At 72.2% G+C, this 18,553-nt stretch carries 6 protein-coding genes; all 6 read left to right on the top strand.

Annotated features, from left to right (window positions below; genetic code table 11):
* The first annotated feature begins 1 nt into the window (after nucleotide 1).
* A complete protein-coding gene (locus CXR04_RS00115; protein WP_234379953.1) occupies nucleotides 2-5,755 on the top strand; it encodes a type I polyketide synthase in 5,754 nt (1,917 codons plus the stop codon).
* A gap of 61 nt (nucleotides 5,756-5,816) precedes the next feature.
* Nucleotides 5,817-6,566 (top strand): 3-oxoacyl-ACP reductase FabG, encoded by a 750-nt coding sequence (gene fabG, locus CXR04_RS00110; RefSeq protein WP_101419867.1) that lies wholly within the window; start codon nucleotides 5,817-5,819, stop codon nucleotides 6,564-6,566.
* Between the two features lie 53 nt (nucleotides 6,567-6,619).
* The gene (locus CXR04_RS00105) at nucleotides 6,620-6,814 is read left to right on the top strand and encodes a ferredoxin (protein ID WP_101419866.1); all 195 of its coding nucleotides are present in this window, start codon (nucleotides 6,620-6,622) and stop codon (nucleotides 6,812-6,814) included.
* Between the two features lie 53 nt (nucleotides 6,815-6,867).
* Nucleotides 6,868-7,629 carry a thioesterase II family protein gene (locus tag CXR04_RS00100; protein WP_101419865.1) on the top strand — a complete coding sequence of 254 codons (762 nt, stop codon included), beginning with the start codon at nucleotides 6,868-6,870 and terminating at the stop codon, nucleotides 7,627-7,629.
* A gap of 307 nt (nucleotides 7,630-7,936) precedes the next feature.
* Nucleotides 7,937-17,248, top strand: coding sequence for a non-ribosomal peptide synthetase (locus CXR04_RS00095; protein WP_101419864.1), 9,312 nt, complete (start codon nucleotides 7,937-7,939; stop codon nucleotides 17,246-17,248).
* Nucleotides 17,249-17,315: 67 nt separating this feature from the next.
* Nucleotides 17,316-18,509, top strand: a complete 1,194-nt coding sequence (locus CXR04_RS00090; protein ID WP_101419863.1) for a cytochrome P450 — start codon at nucleotides 17,316-17,318, stop codon at nucleotides 18,507-18,509.
* Nucleotides 18,510-18,553: the final 44 nt, after the last annotated feature.

Here is an 18,553-nt window from a genome sequence, read left to right as displayed (position 1 = left end):
AGTGTCACAGCCACAGCAGGACCCGACCCGCGTACCCGGTGAGGACCGGGGGCAGGATCTCGACCGCGTCGCCGTCATCGGCATGGCCGGCCGCTTCCCGGGCGCCGGTGACGTGGAGACGTTCTGGGCCAACCTCGCCCAGGGCCGGGTGGGCATCACCGCCTTCTCGGACGAGGAACTGGCCGCTTCCGGCGTCGACCCGGCGCTCCTGGCCCAGGACGGCTACGTCAGGGCCAAGGGGGTGCTGGAGGATGCGGACCTGTTCGACGAGGGGTTCTTCGGATACAGCCCCCGCGAGGCCGAACTCCTCGATCCCCAGCACCGGGTCTTCCTCGAATGCGCCTGGCAGGCCCTGGAATCCGCCGGGGTCGACCCCGGCAGCTTCGACGGCCGCATCGGCGTGTTCGCCGGCGCCGGACTCAATTCGTACCTGCTGTTCAACCTCATGAACAACGAGCAGGTCCGCGACGCGGCCGGCATGTATCAGGTGCTGCTCGCCTCCGACAAGGACTTCCTGGCCACCCGAGTCGCGTACAAACTGGATCTCACCGGGCCGGCCGTCACGGTCCAGACAGCCTGCTCCACCTCGCTGACCGCCGTGCACCTGGCCTGCCAGAGCCTGGTCAACGGCGAGTGCGACATCGCGCTGGCCGGCGGCGTCTCGGTCTCGGCGCCCATGCGCGCCGGTTACGCCCACGAGCCCGGCGGCATCCTGTCCCCGGACGGCACCTGCCGCGCCTTCGACGCCGACGCCTCCGGGACCGTCGCCGGCAACGGCGCCGGCATCGTCGTCCTGCGCCGGCTAGCGGACGCCCGCACCGACGGCGACGGCGTCGACGCGGTGATCCTGGCCACCGCCGTCAACAACGACGGCTCCCTGAAGGCCGGATACACCGCGCCGAGCGTCGACGGCCAGGCTGATGTCGTCGCCGAGGCCCTGGCCCTGGCCGACATCGACCCGGCCACCGTCGGCTTCGTAGAGGCCCACGGCACCGGCACCCCGCTCGGCGACCCCATCGAGGTCGCCGCCCTCACCCGCGCCTTCCGCCCCGGCACGGAGGAGCGGGGCTTCTGTGCCCTGGGCTCGGTCAAGAGCAACGTCGGCCACCTCGACGCCGCCGCCGGCGTCACCGGCCTGATCAAGGCCGTCCTCGCACTCAGGAACGAGGCCATCCCCCCGACTGCGCACTACGAACGGCCCAACCCCGCCCTGGAGCTGGAGACCAGCCCCTTCTACGTCAACACCGACCTGCGCCCCTGGCCGCGCCGGACCGAGCCGCGGCGGGCCGGCGTCAGTTCCTTCGGCATCGGCGGCACCAACGTCCACGTGGTCCTCGAAGAGGCCCCCGCCGACCCGCGGGCCGGGGACTCCGGCGGCAACCGGCCGACCGGCCAGGCCGCCGCCGAGCCCCCGGCGCGATTGCTGCCGCTGTCCGCGAAGTCCGCCCCCGCGCTCGCAGAAGGTGCCGGACGCCTGGCAGACCACCTCGAAGCCCACCCCGATACTCCGCTCGACGCCGTGGCCCACACCCTGGCCCGCCGCCGTGCCCGCTTTCCCCACCGCACCGCCGCGGTCGCCCGCACCACGGAGGAGGCCGTCACCGCGCTGCGGCTGCTCGCGGCCGACGCGGCCTCCGCCGTCGCCGCCCCCGACAGCGCCCCGGTCGCGTTCCTCTTCCCCGGGCAGGGCGCCCAGTACCCCGGCATGGCCCGCGGTCTGCACGCCCGCGAGCCGGTCTTCGCCGCCGAATTCGACCGCTGTGCCGACCTGTTCGCCCCGCATCTGGGGGAGGACCTGCGTGCCCTCGTCCTCGTCCCGGACGACCCGTGGACCGGGCAGGATCCCGGCGAGCTGCTGCGGCAGACCGGATTCGCCCAGCCCGCGCTGTTCTGCGTCGAGTACGCCCTCGCCCGGCTGTGGCAGTCCTGGGGCGTCCAGCCGCGCGCCATGGCCGGCCACAGCGTCGGCGAGTACGTTGCCGCCTGCCTCGCGGGGGTGTTCTCGCTGGAGGACGCCGTACGCCTCGTCGCCGCCCGCGGCCGGCTCGTCCAGAAGACGCCGGGCGGCGCCATGCTCAGCGTCTTCCTGCCCGAGCGGGAGACCACGGCCCGCCTCGGCGACAGCCTGTCCATCGCCGCCGTCAACTCCACCGCGCTCTGCGTGGTCTCCGGGGACCCGGAGGACGTCGACGGCCTCGAACGACGGCTCAAGGACGAGGGGGTGGGGTGCCGCCGCCTGCATACCTCGCACGCCTTCCACTCGCCGGCGGTCGATGCCGCCGTGGCTCCCTTCACCGACGAGGTGCGCGGTGTCCGGCTCCATCCCCCGGCGATTCCGTTTCTCTCCGGCGTCACCGGGACCTGGATCACCGACGAGCAGGCCACCAGCCCCGACTACTGGGGCAGCCACCTTCGGCAGCCGGTACGGTTCCGGGACGCCCTCGACGTTCTGCTCGCCGACCCCGCACTGGTGCTGGTGGAGGTCGGCCCCGGCCAGACCCTGGCCAACTTCGCCCGCGCGCACCGCTCCTGGACCCCGGGCCGTACCGCCGCCGGGTCACTGAGGCACCCCGGGGAGGACATCCGCGACGACGCGCACCTGCTGACGAGCCTCGGCTCCGTGTGGAGCGCGGGAGCCGCCGTGGACTGGGCCGCCGTCCAGGGGGAGGACCGGCACCTCCCGCTCCGGCTGCCGGGCTACGCCTTCCAGCGCCGCCGCTACTGGGTCGAACCCGCCGAGACCCCGCGCGGCACCCGGCCCGCCGCCACCGCGGACGACTGGTTCCACGCCCCCGGCTGGCAGCGGGTCACCCTGCCCGCCCGGCGCACGGCAGGACCCACCGGCGACGTCTGGGTGGTGCTGGGTGCCGGCCTCGCCCTGGGCGGCGCCCTCGCCGACCGGCTGGCCGCCGCCGGCGACCGGGTCGTCCGGGTCACCGCGGGCCGCGCCCTCGCCGGCAGCGGCGACACCTGGACCGTGGACCCGGCCGACCGGGACCACCTCACCGCGCTCGTCTCCTCGCTCGCCGGGCTGCACACCGCGGCCGGAGACGGGGTGCGCCTGCGCTTCGTCCACCTGTGGAGCACCGAGGCAGGCCCCGCCGGCGATCCGCCGCCGGGGGAGCCGCCCACCCCCGAACGCGTGGATGCCGCACGCCGAACCGGCTTCGACAGCCTCCTCGCGCTGGCACAGGCACTGGCCTCCGGCGAGCGTCCCGCCGCGCCCGTCACCGTAGACGTGGTGTGCCGCGGCGTGTACGACGTCACCGGCGACGAGACTCTGCGGCCCGAACACGCCCTGCTGCTCGGTGCCACCACCGTCATCCCCCAGGAGACCGCCGACACCGCCTGCCGCGTCCTGGACATCACCGGCACCGACCCCATGGCCCCCCACGACCACGCCGTACGTGCCCTGCTCACCGCCCTCACCGGGGCCGCGGAGGAACCCGAACTCGCCCTGCGCGGCCGCCACTGGTGGCGCCGCACCTTCGCCGCCGCCCCGCTCGCTGCCGACGGTACCGGCTTGCGCGACGAGGGCGTCTACCTGATCACCGGCGGCCTCGGCGGCCTCGGCCTTGCCATGGCCGAGCACATCGCCGCCACCGCCGAGCGGCCCGTACTCGCCCTGCTCGGCCGCTCCGCCTTCCCCGCACCCGGGGACTGGGACGCCCACCTGGCCGCCCACGGCGAGAACGACCCGGTCAGCCTGCGGATCCTGCGCTTGCGCCGCATCCGGGACCTTGGCGCGCGCGTACACCTCCTGCGCGCCGACATCACCGACGAGGAACAGACGCAGCGGGCAGTACGCGAACTCCGCGCGGCCGCCGGACCGCTGAACGGCGTCGTGCACGCCGCCGGCAGCCCCTCCCGGGGGATGATCGTCGCGAAGTCCCCGGCCGACGCCGACCAGGTGCTCGCGGCCAAGACCCACGGCCTGCTCGTATTGGACAGAGCCTGCTGCGACGACGACCTGGACTTCATGCTGCTGTGCTCCTCCGTGACCGGGGTACTCGGCGGACCCGGCCAGAGCGACTACGCCGCCGCCAACGCCTTCCTCGATGCCTTCGCCCAGTGGAAGCGACGTGAGACCGCCGTTCCGGTCACGGCCATCGGCTGGGACACCTGGCACGAGGTCGGCATGGCCGCCGACCTAGGCGCCCGCTTCGGCACGGCTGCTGCGGGAACCGGCGGCCACCCCCTGATCCAGCGCCTGGTGCGCAGCACCCCCACGTCCCGTACGTACGCCACCGTCTTCAGCACGGCCGAGAGCTGGATCGTCCGCGACCACCGCATCCAGGAACACGGGCTCGTCCCGGGCACCGCCTACCTGGAACTTGTCCGGGCCGCCGTGGCCGAGCAGGCCGCCGGGAGGGACATCGAGATCGGTGATGTGCAGTACACGATCCCCGTCGTCGTGCCGGAGGGGCAGACCCGCGAGGTCTTCACCACCGTCGAAGAACGCGACGGCCACTGGCACTTCCTCGTGCGGAGCCGGACGGGGGCGCCCGGGCCCGCGGCCTGGCACGACCATGCGAGCGGCACCGTCGCCTTCCCCGAACGCGAACCCGATACCGTGCGCGACCTCGCCGAACTCCGCGCCGCCTGCGAGGTGAAGGAGGTCCTCGACACCGACGAGGCGATCACGCTCGGCCTCGGCCTGGACCGGTTCCAGCAGGGCGGGCCCATCGAGTTCTCCTTCGGGCCGCGCTGGAACTGCATGCGCGAGATCGCGGTCGGCCCGCGGCGGGTCATGGCCACGCTGCGGCTGGACGAGGAGTTCCACGGCGACCTCGACCACTACCTGCTGCATCCCGCGCTGCTCGATGCGGCCGGCGGCACCGCCCGCGTGCACGCCCCCGACACCTACTACCTGCCGTTCAGCTACCGCAGCCTGCGCTTCCACCACGGTCTGACCGGCACCGTCCACGCCCATGTCGAGCTGAAGGAGTCCGCCGACTCCACGGGCGAGACCAGCACCTGCGACATCGAGATCCTCGACCCCGAGGGCCGGGTCCTGGTCCGCATCGGCGACTTCACCATCAAACGCATCAACGACCTGGACGGCCTGCGCGACCAGATCGCCCGCGCCGCCGAGCCGCCCGCGCCCGGCCACGGCCACGACGCCGGCGGGGACGGCGCCGGCATCCTGCGGGCCCTGGCCGAGGGGATCACCGAGCAGCAGGGCAAGGACGCCTTCGCCCGTATCCTCGCCGCCCCGGACCTGCCAGGCCACCTCGTCGTCTCCCACCGCGACTTCACCGCCGTCCGCGAGCTGGCCCGCTCCCTGACCCCGGCGCTGCTGGCCCGGGAAATGGACGAGCTGGCGCTGCCCGTCGCCACCCACCCGCGCCCCGACCTGCCGACCCCCTACGCGGCCCCCCGCACGCCCCGCGAACAGGCCGTCGCCGACGTCTGGCAGGAGGTGCTGGGCCTGGACCGGGTCGGCGTCGACGACGACTTCTTCGCTCTGGGCGGCCACTCCCTGGCCGCCGTGCAGATCGGCACCCGGCTGAAGTCCCGTCTCGGCACCGAACTCGACCTGCGCGCCTTCTTCGAACGCCCCACCGTTGCCCGCACCGTCGAGGTCCTGGACTCTCGTGCGGGCGCCCCGGCCACCGGCCCGGACGACGCGATCGAAGTCCTGGCCCGGGACGACGCCGCCGGCACGGACCTCGACGCGCTCGCGCACCTCACCGACGACGAGGTGGAGGCCCGGCTGCGCGAACTGCTGACAGCGGAGGAGGACCAGGCGTGAGCAGGTCCCACACCCCAACCGACACGACGGCGACACCGGCGCCCCGGCCACGGGAGAGCGTATGAGCGGCCATTCCCCGACTCCCGTCGCCCTGGTGGCGGGCGGCTCGCGCGGCATCGGGCGGGCCGTCGCCCTGCGGCTCGCCCGGGACGGCTACGACCTCGCCGTGTGCTACGCGTCCGACGACTCGGCCGCCCGCGAAGTGGAAAAGGAGATCACCGCCACCGGCCGCCGTGCCCTGGTCCGGCGCACCGACGTCGCCGACCCCGACGCCGTCGAGACGTTCGTCGACTCCGTCGAGGACACCCTCGGGCCCGTGCACGCCGCCGTCACCTCCGCGGCCGTACTGCGCGACCAGCCTCTGAAGCTGATGGAGGACGAGGACTGGCGCGATGTGCTGCGCATCAACCTCGACGGCGTCTTCCATGTCTGCAGAGCCGTCGTCGGGGCCATGATCGAAAGCCGCCGCGGCGCGATCGTCACCCTGTCCTCTGTCGCCGGCCTGCACGGCAACGCGGGACAGACCAACTACGCCGCGTCCAAAGCCGGGATAGTCGGCTTCACCAAGTCCCTGGCCCGGGAGGTCGGCCGGTACGGCATCCGGGCCAACACGGTCGCACCCGGCTTCATCGCCACCGACCCCGTGCTCGCTCTGGAACCGGGCATCCGCGAGCGGTTCGAGCAGCGCATCGCGCTCGGCCGGCTCGGCCGTCCCGAGGAGGTTGCCGATCTCGTGTCGTTCCTCGTCTCGAACCGGGCCGGCTACCTCACGGGCGCCACCTTCACCATCGACGGCGGCATGGCCACCTGACCCGCCGCCCCCGCCGCCGACTCCCGCCCCTCGTGAACAGGAGGATGCCGACCATGCGCATCGAGGCCGACACCGACACCTGTGTCGGCTCGGGCATGTGCGTCCTGACCACACCCGAGCTGTTCGACCAGTCGGACAAGGACGGAACAGTCGTACTGCTGCGCTCCGTACCGACGGACGCACAGCTCAAAGACGCCGAGGACGCGGTGCGTCGCTGTCCGTCGGGCGCTCTGAGCCTGGCGGACTGACCGGCGGTCCGTCCGGATGTTCCGGCGGGCGCGAGACGAAGGAGGACGGAAAGGTGCCCAACCCGTGGTTCGGCCGCAGCGAGCCCGCACAGGGGGCCGCGTTCCGGCTGTTCTGCCTGCCCTACGCCGGCGGCAGCGCTGCTGCCTACCGCGACTGGCACGCACTGGCGCCCCACGACATCCAGATCTGCCCGCTCGAACTGCCCGGCCGCGGCAGCCGCATCCTTGAGCCACCGCTTACCAGGCTGCCGCAGCTCAGCGGTGCGCTGGCCGAAGCGCTGGCCCCCCACCTGGACCGGCCCTTCGCCGTGTTCGGCCACAGCATGGGCGGCCTGCTCGCGTTCGAACTGACCAGGACCTTGCGCCGCTGCAGACGACCGCTGCCTGCCCACCTGTTCGTGTCAGCCGTCGCCGGGCCCGACGCCCCCCGGACCCGGCCCCCGGTGCACCGGGCATCCGACGCCGACGTCGTCGACGAACTGCGCGCGCTCGGCGGCACCCCGCGCGAACTGCTTGAGGACGAGGAGCTGATGAGGTTGATGCTGCCCACGATCCGGGCCGACTTCTCGGCGCTGGAGACCTACCGGTACCGCCCCGAGCCGCCGTTGCCGGTCCCCCTCACTGTGCTCGGCGGCACCGACGATCCGCTGGTGCCCGTACCCGGCCTGGAGGGCTGGCACCGCCAGACCGACGTGGACGCCGCCGTGCGCCTCCTGCCGGGGGGGCATTTCTTCCTCCACTCCGCCGCTGCCGGCGTCATGGCCGTCATTGCCGAAACCTTCGGCATTCCCGCGCCCGTAACCCGGTGCCTCTGATCCGGTATTCCGCCCGCGCCGGAAGAGTCCGAACAGCAGAGAATAACCCGTTGTTCGCCGGTGGTGGCCGAACCGCGTTCAACTGGCCAGAGCGGACAGTTGAACACCGCCCCCTTGCAGACCACGGCGTATGACGACGGTGGACTGGCCGGTTCACCTGGTGCCAGCATGCATCGCGCCCCTGCAATTCCGTTACGGGGCAGGGCAGTCGCGCACCCGGAAATCCCGCAACAACCCGATTCCCTCCCACCGGCACTTGGAATTTCGCCTGTTCCGCCGTCGAGACCAACGATCAGGAGATTCGCGCATGACCGAGTTCGACCTGACCAGCCTCACGGCGGAGCAGAAGCGCAAACTCCTGGCGGAGCGGCTGCGGCGCACGGACGGCAATCCTCCGCCGCCGCGCCGGCGGAGCTTCGCCGCGTCGTTCCCTCAGCAGCGCATGTGGTTCCTGGACCAGCTGAACCTGGGCAGCGCGGCCTACAACATCCCGGCGGCGGTGCGGCTGCACGGCCCGCTGGACGTGGAGCTCTGGCGCCGGAGCCTGGCGGAGATCGTCCGCAGGCACGAGTCGCTGCGCACCACCTTCGACGAGGTCGACGGCGAGCCAGTGCAGGTCGTGCACGACTCCGGTGAGCTGGAACTGACCGTCGAGGAATGCGGGCACCTGCGCGGCCCCGGCGGCCAGGCGGGCATCGACGAGCTGGCGCGCCGGGAGTTCGCCCGCCCCTTCGGCCTGGGCACCGGGCCGCTCATGCGGATGACGTTCCTGCGGCTGGCTCCCGACGAGCACGTCCTGCTGCTCACCATGCACCACATCGTCGCCGACCTGTGGTCGACTTCGGTGCTCATCGGCGAGCTGGTCGCGCTGTACCAGGGCTATCTCACCGGCACCGAGGCCAGGCTGCCGGAGCTGCCCGTCCAGTACGCCGACTATGCGGCCTGGCAGCGCAAGAAGCTGGCCGGCCCCGGTCTGGCGGCCGAGCTGGAGTACTGGAAGGAAGCGCTCCACGGCGCCGCACCCATCCTGGAGCTCCCCACCGACCGGCCGCGGCCCGCCGTGCTGGGCACGGCCGGGGGCTCGCGGCCCTTCCACCTGTCCGCCGCCGTGATGAACGGGGTGCGGGAGCTCAGCCGAACCGCCGGCGTCACTCCGTTCATGACCCTGCTCGCCGCCTACGTCGTGCTGCTGCACCGGTACAGCAGGGAAGAGGACGTCGTCGTCGGCGTGCCCGTGGCCAACCGCGGGCAGCCCGAGGTCGAGCGGCTCATCGGCTACTTCGTCAACACGCTCGCGATCCGCAACGACGTCTCCGGCAACCCGTCCTTCACGGAGTTGCTCGGCCGGGTGCGCGGCGCGGCTCTCGGCGCCTTCGCCCACCAAGAGGTGCCGTTCGAGCGGCTGGTAGAGGAGCTGCACCCGGAGCGAGACCTGTCCCGGTCGCCGATCTTCCAGGTGTCGTTCGTCTTCCAGAACATCCCGATGCCCGAGTTCGAGGCCGGCGGGCTGCGCCTGGAGCTGATGGAGGTGGCCAGTTCGACCGCACGGTTCGATCTCGAACTGCAGGTGTTCGAGCAGGGCGACGCCCTCAGCGGCTGGTTCGAGTACAACACCGAGCTGTTCGACGCCGCCACCATCGACCGCATGGCCGGCCACCTGAAGGTGCTGCTGGACAACCTGCTCGCCGACCCGCAGCGGCCGATCCTGGACGTCGCGCTGCTGACCGAGGAAGAGGAGCGCGAGCAGCGCAGGGAGCGGACGGACACCCGCAACGAGTGGCCCGACCAGTTGCTCACGCACCAGCGCATCGAACGGCAGGCGGCGCTGCGACCGGACGCGGAGGCGGTGTACTGCCGGGGCGAGATGCTCACCTACGCCCAGCTCGACGCGTCCGCGAACCGACTGGCCCGCAGGCTGAAGCGCCTCGGTGTCGGGCGCGACGTGATGGCCGGGATCTGCCTGGAGCGCTCGCTCGACATGGTCGTGGCGGTGCTGGCCGTTCTCAAGGCGGGCGGCGCCTACGTGCCGATCGATCCGGAGCTGCCCGCGGACCGCATGGCGTTCATGATCGAGGACGCCCGGCTGCCGGTCCTGATCACCCAGCGCTCGGTGGCGCCCGGCCTGCCGGAGTCCGCGGCCGCCACGTTGTGCGTGGACGAACTGCGCGAGGAGATCGCCGCCGAGCCTGCCGAGGCGCTCGATGAGCCGGTGACGGGCGTGGACCTCGCCTATGTGATCTACACGTCCGGCTCGACCGGCCGCCCCAAGGGCGTCCAACTGCCGCACCGTGCGCTGCGCAACCTCTTCTGGGCCATGAAGCAGTGGCCGGGCATCGACGCCGACGACAGCCTGCTTGCGGTCACCACGCTGTCGTTCGACATCGCGACCCTGGAGCTGCTGTTCCCACTGGTCGAGGGCGCCCGGGTGGTGCTTGCCACCCGGGAGGTGGCCACCGACGGCGGACTGCTGGCCGCGGAGATGGCAGCCACCGGCGCGACCGTGATGCAGGCGACCCCGTCCACATGGCGGATGCTGCTCGACGCCGGCTGGCCGGGCAGCCCGGGGTTGCGCGGATTCATCTGCGGCGAGGCGCTGCCGCCGGACCTGGCGCGCCGCCTGCTGGCCGGGGGCGTGGACCTGTGGAACATGTACGGTCCGAGCGAGACCACGATCTACTCGCTGGGCACCCGGATCGTGGACGACACGATCACCATCGGCGGACCGATCGCCAACACCGAGGTGCACATTCTCGACCCCGAAGGCCGCCCGGTGCCGCCGGGTGTCCCCGGCGAACTGTGCATCGGCGGCGACGGGCTGGCGCGGGGATACGTCGACCGGCCGGAGCTGACGGCGAAGCAGTTCATCGACAATCCGTTCGAATCTGACCTCGCCGACCGTCTCTACCGCACCGGGGACCTGGCGCGGCGCCGGGTGGACGGCAGGGTCGACTACCTCGGCAGGCTCGACCACCAGGTCAAGCTGCGCGGCTACCGGATCGAACTCGGCGAGATCGAGACGGTGCTGATGTGGCAGGAGCAGGTCAAGGAATCGGTGGTGGTGGTCCGCGAGGACCGGCCCGGCGATCAGCGCCTGGTCGCCTACCTGGTACCGGACCCGGCGGCCGGCCCACTCGACGAGCTGAGTCGTCACCTGAGGGCCGGGCTGAACGACCAGCTGCCCGCCTACATGGTTCCGTCGGCGTTCGTGTTCCTCGATGAGCTGCCGCGCACCCCCAGTGGCAAGACCGACCGCGGTGCGCTGCCCGCGCCCGAGCCGGGCCAGGGCACCCGCGCGGCCACGGCCCATGCCGCACCCCGCGACGCCGGGGAGAAGGCCCTGTGCGCTCTGTTCGCCCAGGTGTTGAACCTGCCCGAGGTGGGCATCGACGACAACTTCTTCGACCTTGGTGGGCACTCGCTGCTGGTCACCCGGCTGGTGGCGAGGATCCGCGGCATGCTCGGCGTCGAGGTGCCGGTACGCGGCCTGTTCGAGAGGCCGACCGTTGCCCAACTGGCCGAGCTGATCCGGCAGGGCGGCGGCGATGCGCGGCCCGCGCTGAGCCCCATGCCCCGGCCCGATCCGCTGCCGCTGTCGTTCGCTCAGCGGCGGCTGTGGTTCCTGCACCAGATGGAGGGCCCCTCGGCCACGTACAACCTTCCGGTGGTGCTGCGTCTGACCGGGGCGCTGGATGCGGACTGCCTGCGGGCCGCCCTCGTCGACGTGGTCGCGCGCCATGAGTCCCTGCGAACCGTCTTCCAGGACCCGGGAGCGGTGCCCTGCCAGCACGTCCTCGCCCCCGAACAGGCCCGGCCCGCGCTGCCTGTGCGAGAGATCGGCGAGGACAGCCTGAACGACGCGGTGGCCGCCGCGGTCCGGCACTCGATCGACCTGACCACCGAGATCCCGCTGCACGCGGAACTGTTCAGGGTCGGCGCCGAGGCACACGTGCTGGTCGTCGTCGTCCACCACATCGCGGCCGACGGCTGGTCGCTGGCCCCGCTGCGCCACGACCTGGCGGTCGCCTACCGCGCGCGGCTGGCCGGCCACGCACCCGAGTGGGCGCCACTGCCCGTGCAGTACGCCGACCACACCCTCTGGCAGCGCCGGTACCTCGGCGCACAGGACGACCCCGAGAGCACGTGGTCGCGCCAACTCGACCACTGGCGCGGTGCGCTGGACGGCCTGCCCGAGCGGATCGCCCTCCCGGTCGACCGGCAGCACCCCGCCGAGGCGTCCCACGACGGAGACACCCTCACCTTCCGCTGGGACGCGGACCTGCACGAGGGCCTGGCACGCCTGGCCCGCGGCTGCGACGTAAGCATGTTCATGATCCTCAACGCGGCGCTGGCAGTGTTGCTCCGCCGGCTCGGCGCCGGTGCGGACATCCCCGTCGGCGTGGCCACCGCAGGCCGCGACGACCAGGCCACCGAAAACCTCATCGGCTTCTTCGCCAACACCCTCGTGCTGCGCACGCAGCTCTCGGACCGCCAGACGTTCCGTGAACTGCTCGGGGCGGTGCGGGAAGGAACCCTTGAGGCGCTCGCCCATCAGGACATCCCGTTCGAGGCCCTCGTGGACAGCCTGCGGCCGACCCGGTCGATGGCCCACCACCCGCTCGTGCAGGTCATGCTCTCCTGGCAGAGCGTGACCGACGCGAGCCTGGAGCTGCCCGGGGTCGAGGCGGCGCCGATGGTGGTGAGCACCGGCACGGCACGGATGGACCTGGTCTTCCTGCTCCACGAGCGCCTTGCGGCCGACGGCACGCCGGGCGGTATCGAAGGCGGCATCGAATACAACACCGACGTCTTCGACCAGGAGACGATACGCACCATGGCGCACAGGCTGCGCCAGGTGCTGTTGGCGATGATCAGGCACCCCGACCGACCGGTCGGCGACCTCGACCTGCTCACCCCCGCCGAGCGGCACCACGTGCTCGAAGAGTGGAACGGCCCGGCCTGCGAGATGCCCGTGGCCACGCTGCCCGAGCTGTTCGAGGCGCAGGTGGCCCGCACCCCGGACGCCGTCGCGGTCAGCCACGGCGACGAGCGGCTGACCTACGCCGGGCTGGCCGCCGCCGCGGACCGGCTCGCCGCTCGGCTGCGTGAGCTGGGGATCGGCGCCGGCGGCGGCGAGGACGCGGTGTGCCTGCTGATGGAGCGCTCCGTGCGGCTGCCCGTGGCGATCCTCGCCGTGGCCAAGGCCGGTGGCGTATACGTGCCGCTGGACCCCCGCTATCCCGGGGCCCGCATGCGGCTGATCATGGCCGACACCCGAGCGAGCGTGCTCCTCGTGGACGGGCAGGATCCGGAGCACCCCGTCCCCGCGGGGGTGCACGTGCTCGACGTGGCCGCCGAACTCTCCGCCGGCACAGGCACCGGAGAGGAGGCCGTCGGCCTCGCGCCCGAAGGCGGTCCGGACCGCGTCGCCTACGTCATGTACACCTCCGGATCCACCGGACGGCCGAAGGGCGTGGCGGTCACCCACCGGAACGTGGTGGGCCTCGCCTTCGACCGCGCATGGCGCGGCGGCAACCACACGCGGGTGCTGATGCACTCCCCGGCCGCGTTCGACGCCTCCACCTACGAGCTGTGGGTGCCGCTGCTGTCCGGCGGTGAGGTGGTCGTCGCACCAGCCGGTGAACTCAATCCCGACACCCTGGTGCGCACCATCGGCGAACGCCGCGTCACCGCTGTGTTCCTCACGACCGCCCTGTTCAATCTGCTGGTCGAACGCGATCCCGCGGAGCTGGCCGGAGTGGCCGAGGTATGGACCGGCGGCGAGGCCCACTCGCCCCTGGCGTTCGCTAGGGCGCTGGCCGCGTGGCCGCAGACCTCACTCGTTCACGTGTACGGGCCGACGGAGACGACGACGTTCGCCGTCCGGCAGACCACCTGCAATGTGGTCGACGGCATCGTGCCGATCGGCATGCCGATGGACGACACCCGGGCGTACGTGCTCGACGAGCGGCTGCGACCGGTGCCCGTCGGCGTCCCGGGCGAGTTGTATCTCGCTGGCACGGGCGTGGCCCGCGGCTACCTCGGGCAACCCGGGCTGACCGCACAGCGGTTCGTCGCCTGCCCGTACGGAGCGCCGGGGACGCGGATGTACCGGACCGGTGACCTGGTCCGCCGGCGTACGGACGGGCGAATCGTGTACCTCGGCCGTACCGACGACCAGGTCAAGATCCGCGGCTTCCGCATCGAACCCGGCGAGATCGAGAAGGCCCTCGACGCACACCCCGCCGTGGCGGGCGCCGCGGTGGTGGTGCGTGATAAGCCCTCCGGCGGCAAGTACCTCGTCGGCTACGTCGTGCTCGCCCGGGGCGCCCACGCCGAGCCTGCCAGGTTGCGGGCGTTCGTGGCCGAACGGTTGCCGCAGTACATGGTGCCGGTCGCGGTGATGGTGCTCGACGCGTTCCCGATGACCGGCAACGGCAAGCTCGACCGCCGCACGCTGCCGGCACCGGACCTCGGCGCGGGCACGGATTCCCGGGCGGCGGTGACGCCGGTCGAGCGGACACTCGCCGGGGTGTACGCCGAGGTACTCGGGGTCCCCGAAGTCGGCGCCGAGGCCGGTTTCTTCGACCTTGGCGGGGACAGCATCCAGGCCACCCAACTCGTCGCACAGGCCCGCACGGCCGGACTGGTGTTCACCGTCAGGGACGTGTTCGTACACCAGACGGTGGCCGGCATCGCCCAGGTCGCCCGCTCGGCAGGCGAGGTCACCGCCGCGAGCGTCGCGGACGTCGGCACAGGCGCGATCCCGCTGCTGCCGGTCATGGAACGGCAGCGGCAACTGGGCGGCTCCGTGGTGGGCTTCGACCTCTCCGCGACCGTCGGCCTGCCCTCCGATGTGGATGAAGTCCGGCTCACCGCGGCACTGCAGGCCGTCGTCGACCGGCACGACGCGCTGCGCACCAGGCTGGTGACCGGCCCCGACGGGCAGTGGTCGCTCTTCGCGGACGAGCCTGGCGCGGTACGGGTCGCGGACGTCCTGCGCCGCGTCGACACCAGCGGGCTGACCGACGCGGAGGCGCGGGCGCTGACCGACGAGGAGACCGCCGCCGCCAAGCACCGGCTCGACCCCGCCGCGGGCGCCATGCTCCAGCCGGTGTGGTTCGACGCCGGAGCGGGCCGCGCGGGCAGGCTGCTGCTTGCCGTGCACCACTTCGCGGTCGACGGAGTGTCGTGGCGGATCCTCCTCACCGACCTCGCCGCCGCGTGGGACGCGGTGTCCGCGGGCCGCGAACCGGACCTCGCTCCTGCGACGACGTCGCTGCGTGGCTGGGCAGCCGGAGTGGCCTCCGCCGCAAGCACCACACGGCACCGCGCCGAACTGCCGGTGTGGGAGCGCATCCTGCGGGACGCAGCGCCGCTGGTGGACGGGGAACTGGACGCCGACCGCGACGTCACCGGCACCTCGGGCCGGCTGTCGGTGACCCTGCCGGCCGAGGACACCGCAACGCTCGTCGGGCAGGCGCCCGCAGCATTCCACCGCGGCATCCAGGACGTGCTGCTGACGGCCTTCGGGCTCGCCGTCCAGCGGTGGCACGCCCACCGGACGGGGGCGGACGACGCTCCGGTGGTGCTGGATGTGGAGAGCCACGGCAGGCACGAGCACCTGGTCGAGGGCGTCGACCTATCCCGCACGGTGGGCTGGTTCACCAGCGTCCACCCCGTCCGCCTCGACTTCGGTGGGCTGACCTGGGACGACGTGACCAGGGCGGGCAGCGGGCTGGCAGCCGCAGTCGCGGGGACCGGCAGACACCTGCGATCGATCCCGGAGCGCGGCCTCGGCTACGGGCTGCTGCGCTACCTCGACCTGCAGACCGCGCCGACGCTCGCCGCACTGCCCGCGCCGCAGGTGCTGTTCAACTACCTCGGCCGCGTGCCCGTCACCGACGAGGGGAAGCCGTGGATGCCGCTGCGCGACGACAGCGCGCCCGGCACCACCGGGGTCCGGCCGCTGCTCCACCCCTTGGAGGTCAACGCCGTCACGCAGGACGGCCCGGACGGCCCGCAGTTGGTGGCCAACTGGAGCTGGGCGGCCTCGCTCCTCTCGGAGGACGAGGTGCGCGAGCTGGCCGACACCTGGTTTGACGCGCTGCGCGCCGTCGCCCGGTGCGCCCGCGAGATCGAGGCCGGCGCGGTCGAGCCGGTCCGCGAGGACGACGAGCGCGCCGCTACGGTCGACGCGGCCGACCTGCTGCACGCGCCGATCCCCAAGGCCGATCGCGGCGACGGCGTCGGACTGTCCTTCGGACAGCTTGAGTTCCTGCTCCAGCCGGTGGGCCCCGACCACCCGCATCACGGCGTCATCACCGCGTGGCGCGTGCGGGGCGAGCTGGACGTCGCCGCGCTGCGTCGCGGCCTGGACGACCTGGTGCGGCGGCACGACATCCTGCGCACCCGCTACGTCCGGCAGGGCTCGGTGACCCGGCAAGTCGCCGACGGCAGCCCCGCGTGGCCGATCGACACCGTCAACCTGAGCGTGCACCGGGGGCAGGCCCAGCGCGAGAAGCTGCGCGAGCTGCTCACCGCAGAGACGAACCGGCCGTTCCGTATCGAGGACGGGAACCTGGTCCGCGGTCTGCTCGTGCGGCTCTCCGACCAGGAGTACGCGCTGGTACTCGTCGCCCACCACATCCTGGTGGACCACTGGGGTTTCATCGTGATCGTCAACGAGCTGTCGGAGCTGTACGCGGCCCACTCCTCCGGGCGGCGGCCGAAACTCCCCGAGGTGATGGTCCAGCACCTGGACTACGCGGTGTGGGAGCAGGAACTGCTGGCCGTCGGCGCGCTCGACGAGCACATCGAGCACTGGCGCGGGGAGCTGGACGGCGCGGCACACACGCTGGTCTTCGACGCGCCGGAGCACCAGAAGGACGACTTCATCGAGGGCTACAGCCAGGCGGTCGTGATCGGAGCGGAGGCCATGGCCGCGGTGCGGAAGGCCGCCCGCCGCGAGGGCGTGACCCTGTTCATGATGCTGATGTCCGCGTTCCACGTGCTGCTGCACAGTTACTCGGACGCCACCGATATCGCGGTCAGCCATCCGCTGGCCGGCCGCGAACGGCCGGAGACCAAGTCGATGGTCGGCCCGTTCATCAACGTCATCCTGAACCGCTCGCGGATGGCGGACGACCCGACCCTCCGCGAGCTGATCCAGCAGGTCCTGCAGGCCGAGCTTGACGCGTACGCGCATCAGAACGTACCGATGCGTGCGCTGATCGAGGACGGCGTCATCGGGGACGGCAATCAGTTGCCCCTGCGCGTGATGCTCAACCTGCTCGGCGTACCGAGCACCACGCTGGCACTGGACGGACTCGACGTGACGCCGCTGGATGTGCGGATCGGCGACGAGACCCCGCTTCCGGAGCTGATCGCCGCCATCGAGCCGCACAACGTCGACCTCTACCTGGTGGCCCGCGAGGTGGCGGGAGAACTGCGCGGCCTGTGGGTGTACTCGCCGGACCGCATCGCGCCGCCGGTGATGGGCGCGCTGGTGCGCCAGTGGCCGCGGGTGCTGGAGCTGGTCGCGCGCCACCCGGAGCTCACCGTCTCGCAGCTGCGCGACCGCGTGCGGGCCGAAGAGGGCGAGGCGCCGGGCGACCAGTAGGTGCCATCAGACCGGCTCGATATCCATCCACCGGAGCCGTCAGACCGACGGCGGAATGAAGGTAGACATGACTGACGACGCGACGTGTCCCCTCTCCAACGGGCTGCCCACGCTCCGGGAGCGGCCGTTCGACCCTCCGGAGGCGCTGCGCGCCCAGGAGCCGGTCTCCCGTATGACCTTCCCCGACGGGTACGAGGGCTGGCTCGTCACCAGCTACAAGCTGGGCCGGTCGATCCTGTCGGACAAGCGGTTCAGCTCGGCCCCGACGAACAAGCACCTGGCGTTCCCGTCCAACCGCGCGGCGGACCTGGAAGCGGACATCCCAGGCCTGTTCGAGCACATGGACCCGCCGGACCACACCCGCTTCCGGCGGCAGCTCGCCGGCCAGTTCACCCTGCGCCGGATGCGCCTGCTTGCGCCGCGCATCGAGGAGATCACCGCGCACTACGCCGACGCGATGCTGGCCAAGGGGTCGCCCGCGGACCTGGTCGCGGACTATGCGGTGCCGGTGTCCTCGCAGGTGATCTGTGAGCTGCTGGGTGTGCCGGTCGCCGACCGGGACCGCTTCGAGGGCGACTCGGAGAAGCTGCTGAGTCTGGACGTCGAGCCCCAGGAGGTGCAGCAGGCGCTGGGAGACCTCGTCGAGCTGACCGGTGAGCTCCTCGCACGCAAGAAGGCCGAGCCGGCGGACGACGTCCTGAGCGTACTGGTGTCGGGGGAGGAGATCAGCCTGCCGGAGTCGATCGGCGCCACGCTGCTGCTGCTCGTCGCCGGGCACGAGACCACGGCGAACATGCTCTCGCTCGGCACGTACGCGCTGCTGAGCAACCCGCGCCAGATGGAAGTGTTGCGCGCGGACGAGTCGCTCATGGAAGGCGCGGTCGAGGAGCTGCTGCGCTACCTCACCGTCGTGCATGTGGGCGTGCAGCGCACCGCCACCGAGGACGTCGAGCTCGACGGGTTGACCCTGGGCAAGGGGGACACGGTGCTGATCCATCTGCCCAGCGTGAACCGTGACCCGAACCAGTTCCCGGACCCGGACCGCCTCGACATCACCCAGGGCGAGGTCGGCCACCTCACCTTCAGCCACGGCATCCACCAGTGCCTCGGGCAGCAGTTGGCCCGCCTGGAGCTGCGCATCGGGTACTCCACGCTGCTCCGGCGGTTCCCGGGCCTGCGGCTGGCCGCAAAGCCGGACGAGATCCCGACGCGCTCGAACATGACCGTCTACGGCGTGCACCGGCTGCCGGTGGCGTGGTGACGGGCAGCCACGGCGGCACCGGCGGCCCGGCACCGTCCGCCCGG

The sequence above is a fragment of the Streptomyces sp. CMB-StM0423 genome (assembly GCF_002847285.1).
Lineage (GTDB): Bacteria > Actinomycetota > Actinomycetes > Streptomycetales > Streptomycetaceae > Streptomyces.
The sequence above is the reverse complement of the archived record's forward strand: the minus strand, read 5'-3'. Positions and strand labels throughout refer to the sequence as shown.

What these genes read in the sequence shown, in the direction of transcription:
- fabG (WP_101419867.1), top strand. Translation starts at nt 5,817, where the DNA reads ATGAGCGGCCATTCCCCGACTCCCGTCGCCCTGGTGGCGGGCGGCTCG.
- CXR04_RS00105 (WP_101419866.1), top strand. Translation starts at nt 6,620, where the DNA reads ATGCGCATCGAGGCCGACACCGACACCTGTGTCGGCTCGGGCATGTGC.
- CXR04_RS00095 (WP_101419864.1), top strand. Translation starts at nt 7,937, where the DNA reads ATGACCGAGTTCGACCTGACCAGCCTCACGGCGGAGCAGAAGCGCAAA.
- CXR04_RS00090 (WP_101419863.1), top strand. Translation starts at nt 17,316, where the DNA reads ATGACTGACGACGCGACGTGTCCCCTCTCCAACGGGCTGCCCACGCTC.